Source organism: [Pseudomonas] carboxydohydrogena (assembly GCF_029030725.1).
GTDB lineage: Bacteria > Pseudomonadota > Alphaproteobacteria > Rhizobiales > Xanthobacteraceae > Afipia > Afipia carboxydohydrogena.
Window position 1 is genome coordinate 203,722 of record NZ_CP113162.1, and the last position, 12,372, is coordinate 216,093.

12 protein-coding genes are annotated in these 12,372 nt (G+C 62.7%); 4 read left to right on the forward strand and 8 right to left on the reverse strand.

The features are described from left to right. Nucleotides 1–66: 66 nt before the first annotated feature. The 3 genes from AFIC_RS00945 to AFIC_RS00955 are packed head-to-tail and all read right to left on the reverse strand — an operon-like array spanning nucleotide 67 to nucleotide 2,733. Entirely contained in the window at nucleotides 67–660 is a 594-nt protein-coding gene (locus tag AFIC_RS00945; RefSeq protein WP_275247332.1) for a Smr/MutS family protein, read from the reverse strand. Next, entirely contained in the window at nucleotides 657–2,051 is a 1,395-nt protein-coding gene (mltA, locus tag AFIC_RS00950; RefSeq protein ID WP_275247333.1) for a murein transglycosylase A, read from the reverse strand. The genes AFIC_RS00945 and mltA overlap by 4 nt, the downstream gene beginning before the upstream one ends. Continuing rightward, nucleotides 2,029–2,733 (reverse strand): Tim44/TimA family putative adaptor protein, encoded by a 705-nt coding sequence (locus tag AFIC_RS00955; RefSeq protein WP_275247334.1) that lies wholly within the window; start codon nucleotides 2,731–2,733, stop codon nucleotides 2,029–2,031. The genes mltA and AFIC_RS00955 overlap by 23 nt, the downstream gene beginning before the upstream one ends. Nucleotides 2,734–2,997: 264 nt before the next feature. Here AFIC_RS00955 and secB point away from each other — a divergent pair, with 264 nt between their 5' ends. Next, nucleotides 2,998–3,474 (forward strand): protein-export chaperone SecB, encoded by a 477-nt coding sequence (gene secB, locus AFIC_RS00960; protein ID WP_275247335.1) that lies wholly within the window; start codon nucleotides 2,998–3,000, stop codon nucleotides 3,472–3,474. Nucleotides 3,475–3,517: 43 nt separating this feature from the next. Here the strand turns inward: secB and dnaQ are convergent, their stop codons facing one another. Genes dnaQ through AFIC_RS00980 form a run of 4 tightly spaced genes read right to left on the reverse strand, consistent with a single transcriptional unit; the run spans nucleotide 3,518 to nucleotide 6,301 of the window. Further along, complete coding sequence (dnaQ, locus tag AFIC_RS00965) at nucleotides 3,518–4,210, reverse strand: DNA polymerase III subunit epsilon (protein ID WP_275247336.1); 693 nt, start codon at nucleotides 4,208–4,210, stop codon at nucleotides 3,518–3,520. A gap of 18 nt (nucleotides 4,211–4,228) precedes the next feature. Next, nucleotides 4,229–4,828, reverse strand: a complete 600-nt coding sequence (coaE, locus tag AFIC_RS00970; RefSeq protein WP_275247337.1) for a dephospho-CoA kinase — start codon at nucleotides 4,826–4,828, stop codon at nucleotides 4,229–4,231. Nucleotides 4,829–4,837: 9 nt separating this feature from the next. Then, complete coding sequence (locus tag AFIC_RS00975; protein WP_275247338.1) at nucleotides 4,838–5,446, reverse strand: Maf family protein; 609 nt, start codon at nucleotides 5,444–5,446, stop codon at nucleotides 4,838–4,840. A gap of 3 nt (nucleotides 5,447–5,449) precedes the next feature. Beyond that, complete coding sequence (locus tag AFIC_RS00980; RefSeq protein ID WP_275247339.1) at nucleotides 5,450–6,301, reverse strand: pyruvate, water dikinase regulatory protein; 852 nt, start codon at nucleotides 6,299–6,301, stop codon at nucleotides 5,450–5,452. A gap of 543 nt (nucleotides 6,302–6,844) precedes the next feature. Between AFIC_RS00980 and hemJ the strand changes: the two genes are divergently transcribed. Both hemJ and rho read left to right on the forward strand, forming a co-directional pair. Beyond that, nucleotides 6,845–7,267 carry a protoporphyrinogen oxidase HemJ gene (hemJ, locus tag AFIC_RS00985; RefSeq protein WP_275247340.1) on the forward strand — a complete coding sequence of 141 codons (423 nt, stop codon included), beginning with the start codon at nucleotides 6,845–6,847 and terminating at the stop codon, nucleotides 7,265–7,267. Between the two features lie 294 nt (nucleotides 7,268–7,561). After that, the gene (gene rho / locus AFIC_RS00990) at nucleotides 7,562–8,827 is read left to right on the forward strand and encodes a transcription termination factor Rho (protein ID WP_009338589.1); all 1,266 of its coding nucleotides are present in this window, start codon (nucleotides 7,562–7,564) and stop codon (nucleotides 8,825–8,827) included. Nucleotides 8,828–8,883: 56 nt separating this feature from the next. Here rho and AFIC_RS00995 read toward each other — a convergent pair whose 3' ends face one another. Continuing rightward, on the reverse strand, nucleotides 8,884–10,935 hold the full coding sequence (locus AFIC_RS00995) for a thioredoxin domain-containing protein (RefSeq protein WP_275247341.1): 2,052 nt from the start codon (nucleotides 10,933–10,935) through the stop codon (nucleotides 8,884–8,886). A gap of 102 nt (nucleotides 10,936–11,037) precedes the next feature. On the opposite strand from AFIC_RS00995, the gene mnmE reads away from it, so the two are divergent. Next, entirely contained in the window at nucleotides 11,038–12,357 is a 1,320-nt protein-coding gene (gene mnmE, locus AFIC_RS01000) for a tRNA uridine-5-carboxymethylaminomethyl(34) synthesis GTPase MnmE (protein ID WP_275247342.1), read from the forward strand. The last annotated feature ends 15 nt before the right edge of the window (nucleotides 12,358–12,372 follow it).

Sequence of the window (12,372 nt, forward strand, 5' to 3'; positions counted from 1 at the left end):
AACAACATAAAGATTCCGGATCATCCCGCTTCGCGGGATGTCCGGAATGACGCACCAAGCCGAAATCTATCTCGCCCGCCGCAGCCGCACATAGAGCGCGCCCGCGCCGCCATGGCCGATGGAGGCCTCCTCGAAGCCGACGACGAGGCTGCGGAATTCCGGCAGGCCCAGCCATTCCGGCACCTGACGCCGCAATACGCCGCGCTCGGAATCAGCCGCGCCGCTGCGGCCCTTGCCGGTAATCACCAGCACGAAGGTCAGTCCGTCCTCGCTTGCGCGCGACAGAAACCCGATCAAGACGCGATGCGCGCGCGCCTGCGTCATGCCGTGCAGATCGAGCCGCGCCTCGATCTCCTTGCGTCCGCGCGCGAGATGCGAGCGCTCGCGCCGTCCCAGCGCGACCAGCGGCGGCGGCGCTTTCGGCTGGGGCGCGGCCGGTTTTGCTGTTTCGATCATGCGCAACGATCGCGTTTTTTCAGCCTCAGGGACCGGGGCAGTCTCCATCGCATCGGGCGGTGCGGCGGCGTCCTTTGGTTTTCGCTTGCGCAGCGGTTTGATCTGTTTCGTCACCGTCTCCCACAACGCACGCTCCTCGGTATCGAGCGCGCGGCGGCGGCGCGAAGGCGGCGGCGACAAATCGGGCGGGCGCGCGCGTTTCATGAGTTGTCCGCATGGCGGCGGCCGCGCCGTTTCTTTGGTCTGGGCTTCTCCTCGGCAGGGCGGGCGTCCGGCAACGGCACGGTCCTGCCGCGCGCGACAGGGTCCAGAGATTTCGGCAGCAGGATGGTGAACCGTGCCGCGTTCTTGATGCGCCCCGCGATCCTGCCCGCCTCCGCGCCCGCGCCAAAATAAAGATCGGCACGCGCGGGGCCGACAATCGCCGAGCCGGTGTCCTGCGCGATCATCAGGCGACGGAACGGCGTGTTCGAGGTGTCGCTCTCGATCGGCAGATCGCCGTCGATGAAGAACGGCGTACCATAGACATGCAGCGCCTTGTCAACCGCGATCGAGCGGCCCGCCGTCAGCGGCACGCCCTGCGCGCCGATCGCCTCGTCATCCGCCTTGAGCGACACTTCGTGAAAGAAGATGTAGGAGCGGTTGGTTCGCCGCAGTTCATCCGCCGCGCCGGGATTCTGTTCCATGTATTCGCGGATGCGCTGCATCGACATCTGGTCTTTGGGAATGATGTTGCGCTCGATCAGCACGCGCCCGATCGGGGTGTATGGAAACCCGTTATGCGAATCGTAATTGATCCGCACCATCGATCCATCCGGCAGCTTGATCCGCGCCGAGCCCTGAATCTGGATGAACAGAAGATCGGTCTCGTTTTTCAGCCAGACGATCTCAAGCCCGCGCCCGGCGATCGCGCCATCCTCGATCTGGGCGCGGTCGTAATACGGCACCAGCTTGCGGCGGCCGATCTTGCGGAACACATCACCCTTGTTCGGCAGGCTCGGCGAGGCCTGACTGTATCCGCGCACGAACAGATTCGAGGGGCGGCGATAGACCGGCACCGTGTAGACATCGGTCCTGGTACGCGAGCCTTCGACGATGGGTTCGTAATAGCCGGTGACGAAGCCCGCATCCTCGCCGAGTCGCGAGATCGTGACCGGCGCGAATTGCTCTTCGAAAAATGCGCGCGCGGACGCGACGTCATGCACCTTCGTTCCGCGCGCGGCGAGGCAAGGCTCGCGCAGCGCATCGCCCAGAAACTTGTCGGGCGTATCGTCCGGCTTTTTCGGCTTGCGCGCGAGGACCGGCGCACAGCTGGCCTTGAATGTCCTGAACGCCTTGAACTGGTCGTCATCCGCCCAGCCGCGCAGATCGCTCCAGGCAACGGGATTGTATTGCACGCCGGGGATGGCAAGCGGCCAGTGGATGCTTTGGGGCCGCGGCCGCACATGGTGCGTGGCCTCAAGCTCCGGCCGGGAAACGCGGCGGTGGCTGCGGGCATCCGCGACCGCGCTGCATGTCAGAACCGCCGCCGCGAACACCAATGCCGCGGCGGAGCCGTAGGGGAAGCGTCCGTCAGCGTCCGCTTTCTGTTCCAACCAGCTTCCAATTCGGATCGCGGGAGGAAACGTCACGTGAGAACGTCCAGACATCGGTGACATCGGTGAGCTTTTCAGGGTTGCCATCGATGACCGCACCGCCCTTGTCGCGCGTGGCGGTGATCATCTGCGAAACAAACCGAACGGTGAGGTGCGCGAGCTTGTCCCGGACACCGGCGCTGACGAGTTCGGCCTTGTCGATCGAAGCGAACTTGGTCTCGACCTTTTCGCCCTGCTGCTCGCGGCCCTTGATGACGGCCTCGAACCCATCATAGACCTCGGAGGACAACAGATCCTTCAGCGTGCGGCGGTCGCCATTGGCGAAGGCCAGCACGATCATCTCGTAGGCGCTTTTCGCGCCGGAGATGAAATGCTGCGCATTGAAGGACGGATCGGCGGCGGCAACCTGATCGAGGCCGGTGGCCAGTTCCGAATCGGGAGCGGCGATGCCCTTCCAGCGTTCGCGCGGCGAAACCGGATCGGCGGAAGGCGCCAAAGTCGCCTGATCGACGGCGGCGCCCGGCATGCGGACCACATTATTGTCGTTGCCCGTGGGGGCTACATCGCGCGTCACGCGATCGTATGGCGGCCGCTCGCTGCCGGTGCGCTGCCCAAGAACATTGCGCAGCCGCAGGAAAATAAAGACAGCCAAGGCCAAAAAGATGATGGTGTAAATGTCCACGTTACGTCACTTCCGATCTGGCGTGTTCCCGTCCGGCACGGGGTTATGTAAGCACGAAAGATAGCCGCGCCACCGTGTCTTAAATCCTTAACGTGGCGGCCGTCAGGCTCCCGATTGCGGTAATTATTATGATTCTAGCCCAATCCCTTGCTCCCAGCCAAGCTTTTGGCCCCGATCGGGACAGCCGTCCTTGTCGAGAGCGGCAGCCCTATGATAGCCACTGCGCCCAAACCAGCTTCCCAAACGAGATTGCAGGAGAGATCGATGACTGACACCACTGCCGCTCCGGCCGAGGCCGCCGGTCCTCCGCAGCTTGGCGTTCTGACGCAATATATCAAGGATCTCTCCTTCGAGAATCCGAATGCACCTGCATCATTGTCGCAGCAGGACAAGCAGCCCGAAATCTCGATCCAGATCAATGTCGGCGCCACCAATCTCGGCGGCACCGATTTCGAGGTCCTGCTCGCCATCGAGGGCAAGGCCAACAACGGCGACAAGGTGCTGTTCGCATTCGAGCTGGCCTATGCCGGCGTGTTCCGGATCGAGAACGTGCCGCAGGACAGCCTGCATCCGTTCGTGATGATCGAATGCCCCCGGCTTTTGTTCCCGTTCGCGCGCGAAATCGTCGCGACCGCGACCCGCAATGGCGGCTTCCCGCCCCTGATGCTCGATCCGGTGGATTTCGTCAGCCTCTATCGCCAGAACATGGCGCGCCAAGCCGAGCAGGCCAAGCCGAACTAGGCTCAGCCGGACTGAAGAAGAGCGGGCCCAACGGCCCGCTTTTTTATTCCGCGCCGGAAAATTCCCGCCAGACCGGATTGTCGCCCAGCGTCGCGACAAACGCGCGATGCGCTTCGATCTCTTGCGCCGTCACGCGTGGCGGCAGCGGCGCCTCACGCACGCGCCGTTCGACCTCGACCACACGGACCGACGTGGTTCGCGTTTCCGCGAGAATGAGCGAGGACTGCCGCGCGCCGATCAGATCGATATAGACTTCGGCAAGAAGCTCGGCATCGAGCAGCGCGCCGTGTTTGGTGCGTCGCGAATTGTCGATCGCATAGCGCGAACAAAGATCGTCGAGCCTGTTGGAGACGCCCGGATGCTTGCGGCGCGCCAGCAGAAGCGTATCGACCAGCCGCTCGCGCGGAATCGCCGCTCGCTTGACCCGGTCCAGCTCCATGTTGATGAAGCCGATGTCGAAGGATGCGTTGTGGATGATCAGCGGCGCGTCGCCGATGAAGGCGAGGAAATCCTCCACCACCGTGGCGAACAGCGGCTTGTCCGACAGGAACTCCGACGACAGGCCGTGCACCGCGAACGCCTCCTGCGGCATGTCGCGCTCGGGATTGATGTAGACGTGATAGGTCTGCCCGGTCGGCATGTGGTTGAACATCTCGACGCAGCCGATTTCCACCAGCCGATCGCCGCGCAGCGCATCGAGGCCGGTGGTTTCTGTGTCGAGAACGATTTCGCGCATCTTTGCTATCTCTTGGAATCAGGAACGGCGCTGCGGCATGGTAGCGGCTTTCGTCAGAACATGGCGGATTTGTTCGCGCGCGGAATCGAGCCCGTTCGACGTATCCACCACAAAATCCGCGCGGGCCCGCTTGTCGGCATCGCTCATCTGCCGTGCCAGAATCGTCTCAAGCTTGGCGGCCGTCATGTTCGGCCGCGCAAGAATCCGCGCATGCTGCACATCTTCCGGCGCGCTTACCACCAGCACGGCATCGACACGACTTTCCGCGCCGGTCTCGAACAGCAGCGGAATATCCAGCACCGCGACCGGCGCGCCGGCCCGTTCCGCACCGGCGAGAAATTCCTTTTCGTGCGCGCGCAGCATCGGATGCACGATCGCCTCAAGCCGCTTCATGGCCGGCGCGTTGCCGACGACATGCGCGGACAGTTTCTCGCGATCGACCCCGCCTGCCCCGGTCGTTCCCGGAAACGCCTGCTCGACCGCCGCGACCGCCTCGTCCTCATACAGGCGATGCACGGTGGCGTCGGCGTCATAGACAGGCACGCCAAGTTCCATGAACAACTCCGCCGTGGTGGACTTGCCCATTCCGATCGATCCGGTCAATCCGAGCACGAACATCGGCAATCCCTAGCGCAATGGCGCGAGACCAAGCCCGCGCAGGAAATCGAGCAACGGCAGCAGCGGCAGGCCGAGGATGGTGAAGTAATCCCCCTCGATGCGCTCGAACAGATGCACGCCCGCGCCCTCCAACTGATAGCCGCCGACGCTCGCCGTGACCGCTTCCCCCGCGAGATCGAGATAGGCTTCCACCTGTGCATCGCTTAAAGGCCGCATGGTCATCCGCGCGGTCGAGAGGGATTCGAACAAAATCTCCTCGCCTCTCGCGACCGCCACCGCCGAGTGCAGTTCATGCGTGCGGCCGCACATGGATTTCAACTGCACGCGCGCCTGCGCCCGATTGTCGGCCTTGGCAAAAATCCGTGACCCGAGCGCCAGCGTCTGATCGGCTCCGATCACGTAAGCGGCGCGATGCGCGCGGCCGACATGCAGTGCCTTTTCTTTTGCAAGCAATGCGGCCACGGCGGCCGCATCAGAAAGGCCCGACGATTGCTCGATTGCGCGTTCATCGATGTTCGCGGGCAACGCCTCGAATTCGATGTTCGCGCCGCGCAGCAACGCCTGCCGCGCGGCACTTTGCGACGCCAGGATCAACCGGGGTGAGGAAATCTCCGTCATCTTTTACGTGCGCTGCCGCTGCCGGTCGGCGTGGAGTTTCATCACCGCGGCGGCCGTCTCCTCGATAGAACGGCGGGTGACGTCGAGCAGCGGCCAGTCGTATTTGGCGCTGAGCTTGCGCGCGAACGCAACCTCCTCCGCCACCGACTGGCGCTCGACATAGGCATCCTCGCCGATCCGGCCGAGACCACCCGCCGCGCCCATGCCGAGCAGCCGGTTCTGGCGCACCTGCACCAGCCGTTCCGGCGTGGCATGCAGGCTCACCACCAGCGGCTTTACCAGCGTCTCAAGCTGCGGCGGAATCGGGATGCCGGGCACCAGCGGCACATTGGCGGTGCGGATACCGCGATTGGCCAGATAGATCGAGGTCGGCGTCTTCGAGGTACGCGAGACGCCGACCAGCACCACGTCGGCTTCTTCCAGCCCTTCGACATGCTGCCCGTCGTCATGCATCATGGTGTAGTTCAGCGCGTCGATGCGCTTGAAATAATCCGAATTGAGTGTGTGCTGCGCGCCGACGCGCTGGGATGTTTCGCGGCCGAGATAGGCGCGGAACAACTCCATCACCGGGCCGATGATCGACAGGCTCGGAATGTTGATTTCCTTGCACTTGGCTTCCAGCCGCTCCACCAGATCCTTTTCCAGCAGCGTGAACAGCACGATACCCGGCGCCTCCTCGATCTCGGCGAGCACGCGGTCAAGCTGCTTCTGGCTGCGCACCAGGGGGTAGACGTGCTCCACAGGCGTGACGTTGGAATATTGAGCGGCCACCGCACGCGCCACCATGATGATCGTCTCGCCGGTCGAGTCCGAGATCATGTGAAGATGAAAATAATTATTGGCGGTGGTCGGCATCGCGTTTCAGCCTCCCGTCCTGTTTGCCGCGTTCGTCGTTTTCGCTCTGTGCATTGCTGTGAATCCGTGTGGGCAGATCGGCATGTTCGCCGGTCGCCCGGAGGGGCTTGCGTAAAACCTCGCCGGTTGTTCACATCGCTGTTTTCGGGATGCAACCGTCCGGTCCGTAAAAAGTGTAACGGGGTTATGTGGATTTGTCTCGAACAATGCGGCCGGGATAATCTGGCAAGGCGTTGCGATAAATATGGTTTTATCGACCGCAGCCGATGGCGCCGGAATCGGGGATAATGTCCGGAGATGTTGAAAACGGTGCAAGAAACACAGGACGGTTTTGAACCGTCGCAATCCACCGTTACACAGACTCAAACCTTAAGAATCTAAAAGATTGATAGAGGAAGGAATGGATGCGGAAAGACCCGATCCTGTGGCTCTCCTCCGTAACGGCTTTGCGATGGGATCGTTCCGGAAAGTCACGATGAGCGGTTGCAGGGTCCCGGATTTTTGGCGATATCAGGTCCTTCTTTTCCGACGAAGGCTGTCCCGATGTACGAGTGGATCAAGGCGCTGCACATTCTCGCGGTGATTTCCTGGATGGCCGGGATGCTCTATCTGCCCCGGCTGATGGTTTATCATTGCGCCGCCGAGATCGGTTCGCAGCAGTCCGAAACCTTCAAGATCATGGAATGGCGGCTTCTGAAGATCATCATCAACCCGGCGATGGTAGTCACCTGGCTTGCCGGAGGATGGCTGGTCTGGCAGGGCGGCTGGTACATGTCCGGCTGGTTTCACGTCAAATTCGCTCTCCTCATCGTGATGTCGGCGATTCACGGCATTCTGGTGCGCCGGGTGAAGGATTTCGCCGCCGATCGCAACACGCGCAGCGCCAGATATTTCCGGATAATCAACGAAGTGCCGGCCGCCTTGATGGTCGGCATCGTCATTCTGGTGGTGGTGAAGCCGTTTTAAGGTTTCTCCGCCTTTTCGCCTTCATCCTGCGCAAACTGATGGCTCCGCTGCCTCAAGGATGTTCTTGCGCGGCGGGGACTGATTTTCTATATTCGTCTCATCCTTCCGAACGCAGGCGGATGTGATGCGCTCCGGTTCTCACCGGTCGCCACATCAAGCTCGAAGCCGCCCGGCACCTTTCTCAGCCCGAGATTCCGGACAAGTCCTTCAGACAGGCCCTGCGCTAACCGAGACCTTTCTTTTCGCATTTCGCAGGCGAAAACCCCCTTCTCTACTTCTCATCAGGATACTCCCATGCGGGAAATGAAACTTCAGGACCTCAAGGCCAAGACGCCGGCCGAACTCGTCTCGTTCGCCGAAGAACTCGGGGTCGAAAACGCCAGCACCATGCGCAAGCAGGAGCTGATGTTCGCCATTCTCAAGCTGCTGGCGAGCCAGGAAACCGACATCATCGGCGAAGGCGTCGTCGAGATCCTCTCCGACGGCTTTGGCTTCCTGCGTTCTTCTGACGCCAACTATCTGCCGGGTCCGGACGACATCTACGTCTCACCCTCGCAGATCCGCCGCTTCGGCCTGCGCACCGGGGACACCATCGAAGGCCAGATTCGATCTCCAAAGGAAGGTGAGCGTTATTTCGCGCTGCTCAAGGTCAACACGCTGAACTTCGAGGACCCGGAAAAGTCCAAACACAAGGTCAATTTCGACAACCTCACGCCGCTGTTTCCCGACGAGCGCTTCAAGCTGGAACTGGACGATCCGACCCGAAAGGATCTGTCGCCGCGCGTGATCGATATCGTGGCGCCCATCGGCAAGGGCCAGCGCGCGCTGATCGTGGCGCCGCCGCGCACCGGCAAGACCGTGCTGATGCAAAACATCGCCCACGCCATCACCACCAATCATCCGGAATGCTATCTGATCGTGCTTCTGATCGACGAGCGCCCGGAAGAAGTCACCGATATGCAGCGCTCGGTGAAGGGCGAGGTTGTCTCCTCCACCTTCGACGAACCTGCGGTGCGTCACGTTCAGGTCGCTGAAATGGTAATCGAGAAAGCCAAGCGTCTGGTCGAACACGGCCGCGACGTGGTGATCCTGCTTGATTCGATCACCCGCCTTGGTCGCGCCTACAACACCGTGGTGCCGTCATCCGGCAAGGTACTGACCGGCGGTGTCGATGCCAACGCGCTGCAACGCCCGAAGCGCTTCTTCGGCGCGGCGCGCAACATCGAGGAAGGTGGATCGCTCACCATCATCGCGACCGCGCTGGTCGATACCGGCAGCCGCATGGACGAAGTGATCTTCGAGGAGTTCAAGGGCACCGGCAACTCCGAACTCATCCTTGACCGCAAGGTGTCCGACAAGCGCACCTTCCCGGCGATCGACATCGCGCGCTCCGGCACGCGCAAGGAAGAGCTCATCACCGATCCGCAGCTGCTCAAGAAGATGTATGTGCTGCGACGCATCCTCAACCCGATGGGTACGATGGATGCGATCGAGTTCCTGCTCGACAAGCTGCGCTCGACCAAGAACAACGCCGAGTTCTTCGATTCGATGAACACCTGAGTGGCATATGCCGTTCGTTCTCAAGGCCCGGCTATGTGCCGGGCCTTTTGTTTTGATTACTGCAACAACTGGCTCGCGGGCGCGCTCTCGCGAAGAACCAATGCGGCCAGTGCATCCGGCTTCGTCACCGGCAGCGAGCAGGTTTGACCACGACAGACGAACGCCGCCGCTCCTCCGCCTGGCGTAATCTTGTCGGTGGCCGGATGGTGCGACGGCAGTTTGGCGGGGTCCGGCACATGCAGGACGATGGTGCTGGCATGAGGCAATGCGCGCGCTGCTTTAAGCAGCGCCTGCGCTTCCTCGCCCTGCCCTGTCACGATGATCTCCGCGCCTGCGAGATAAAGGTCGAGTGCGTTAAGCAGCGAGAGATGGCCGAACATGTTGGCGGCCGCGACCGGCAGCAGATGCTTGAACAGCATATCGAGCTGACGCCGCCAGCGCTCATCGCCGGTGAGGACGGCCAGCCGCGCGAGGTTCTGCGCTGTGAGTCCAACATGGTTGGGTATTGCGTCGTCCACGGTGGAGTGCGGCCGCAGGATCAACCCTTCGGCGTCGTCGGAGGTGAGGAAGTAGCCACCATGCTGCGGGTCGTCGTAATGCGTATCGAGGTCGGCCTGCCACAGCACCGCCTGATCGAGAAACAGATGGTCGCCGGTTGCTTCGTGCAGCGCCAGCGCGGCGCGGATCATTGCGGCGTTGTCCGAGGCAAGGGCCGGTTGCAGCAGTTTTCCCGCGCGCCATGAGTGGCCGAGACGATCGCGCCGGCTCATGGTGGTGGTGACGAATCCGAACGCGGTCGCGGCCAGCGTCAGCCATTCCGGCCGGTCGAACGCATTGGCCGCATGCGCAAGGGCTGCGATGGTCAGTCCGTTCCAGTCGGCCAGCACCTTGTCGTCGAGGCCGGGATGGATGCGCTGCGCGCGCGCGCGGAACAGGATCGCGCGCAGCGCTGCAAGCTGCTCGGCTTCCGTCGCGGTTTCACTTCCATCATCAAGCCGGTTGAGGATGGTGTGCCCCTCGAAATTGCCCTCGGCGGTGACGCCGTATTTGGCGGCGAAGAACGTCGCGTCGTCAGGGCCGAGCAGATGTGCGATCTCCGCCTGCGACCAGACGTAGAATTTTCCCTCCTCGCCTTCGCTGTCGGCATCGAGCGAGGATGCGAAGCCACCCTCCTTCGTCAGCATCTCGCGCTTGAGCCAGCTAACGGTCTCTTCGGCGCGCTGGCAATAAAGCGCGTTTGGCGCGCGCGCGTGCTCCAGCGCCAGCATGTCGAGGATCTGCGCGTTGTCGTACAGCATCTTCTCGAAATGCGGCACCAGCCACTTGGCATCGACCGAATAGCGCGCATAGCCGCCGCCGAGATGATCGTAAATGCCGCCCTGGCTCATCTGCGTCAGCGCCAGATTCGTCGTGATGAAATAGCGCTCGTCGCCGGTGCGCGCGCCGGCGCGCCAGAGAAATTCGAGCATCGAACATTGCGGAAATTTCGGCGCGCCGCGCAGTCCGCCATTTGTCGGATCGGTCGCGCGCGCGATCGAGACCGCCGCGTTGTCGAGTTCCTTGAGGCCGATGGATGCAGCGTCGGCGCTGCCGCGCTGGCTCAGGCTTTTTTCAATGGCATTCTTGTTGGCGGCGATCTTGCCGGGCTCGTCGCGGAAAATCCGCGCCAGTTCGCGCAGCACATCGACGAAGGCGGCGCGGCCATATTGCGCGGTCTTCGGAAAATAAGTGCCGCCCCACACCGGCGCGCCATCGGGCGTGAGAAACATCGTCAGCGGCCAGCCGCCCTGCTCGCCCAGCAGGTGCAGCGCGTTCATGTAGATCTGGTCGATGTCCGGCCGCTCCTCGCGGTCGACCTTGATGCAGACGAACAGCTCGTTCATCACCGCCGCGGTGGCGTCGTCCTCGAAGCTTTCATGCGCCATCACGTGGCACCAATGGCAGGCGGCGTAGCCGACCGAGAGCAGGATCGGCTTGCCGGTTTTCTGCGCCTCGGCGAGGGCTTCCGGCCCCCACGGCCACCAGTCGACCGGATTGTGCTGGTGTTGCAGCAGATAGGGGCTGGTTTCCCCGGCCAGACGGTTTGTGTGCGATGCAACATTTTCCATGCTGCGGCTCCCTCAGCAATATATTGCACCGCAGCAAAGCGGCGAAACCGGACGAATCGCGGTTTTCGGTTGCCCTTGCCCGCGCTGTCGAACAAATAAGCCATGCCGTTGCAACCACCAACCATTTACGCGCTGGCCTCGGGCCGCCCGCCTTCCGCCATCGCCATCGTCCGCGTGTCGGGGCCGCAGGCGTCGGCGGCGCTGGGGACATTGTGCGGCCGCCTGCCCGGCCCCCGCGTCGCGACACTGGCGACACTGACTTCGCCCGATACTGGCCCGGTCGATCAGGCTGTCGCGTTGTGGTTTCCGGCGCCCCATAGCGCGACCGGCGAGGACGTCGCCGAATTCCAGTTGCATGGCGGACGGGCGGTGATCGCGGCGCTGTTCGCGGCGCTGGACAAGATCGAGGGCCTGCGTCCGGCCGAACCCGGCGAGTTCACGCGTCGCGCATTTGAGAACGGCAAGCTCGACCTCACCGAGGCCGAAGGTCTCGACGATCTCATTCATGCCGACACTGACCGGCAGCGGCGGCAGGCGCTGCGGCAGTTGCAGGGATTGCTCGGGCATCGCGCGCAGGACTGGCGCAGGCAGATCATCGAGGCGATGGCGCTGGTCGAGGCGGGCATCGATTTTTCCGACGAGGGCGATGTGTCTGCGGAGTTGATGGCACCGGCGTTGCGGCGCGTCGATGCGCTGAAAAACAAAATTCAAGAAACCCTTGCGGCATCGGCGCAAAGTGAACGCCTGCGCGAAGGCTTGCAGGTCGCGATCGCGGGCCCGCCGAACGCCGGCAAATCGACTTTGCTCAATCGTCTCGCGCGGCGCGAGGCCGCGATTGTATCGCCGCACGCCGGCACCACGCGTGACGTGATCGAAGTGCATCTCGATCTCGACGGCTATCCGGTGACGCTGATCGACACCGCGGGCCTGCGTGAGACCAGCGATCCGGTCGAGCAGGAGGGCGTGCGCCGTGCGCGCGCGCGCGCGGAAGCGGCCGATCTCGTTTTGTGGATGTGTGAGACGGACGACGATGTGCCGCCATCATTTTCGGATGGCGCGCCGCGCTGGGTGGTCCGCAACAAGATTGATCTGGCGGCGGTGCCAGCGGGAGGCGAGGGCACGTTCGCGATTTCGGCGGCAACCGGGCAGGGCGTCGATCCGCTGGTCGGCGCTCTGGTCGAATTCGCGCAGACTTATTTCGGGGGCGGGGAGGCGGTGCTGGTGACGCGCGCCCGGCACCGGACCTTGCTCACGGAGACGGTCGAAGCGCTGGGGCGGGCCGGTCAGCGGGCAGGTGAGGGAGACGAAATAGTCGCGGAGGAGCTTCGAATCGCGATTCACACACTAGGACGGCTTTTGGGCCGCGTGGATGTGGAAGAGATTCTGGATTCGATCTTTCGGGAGTTCTGTATTGGTAAATGAAGGGTTGTTTCACGT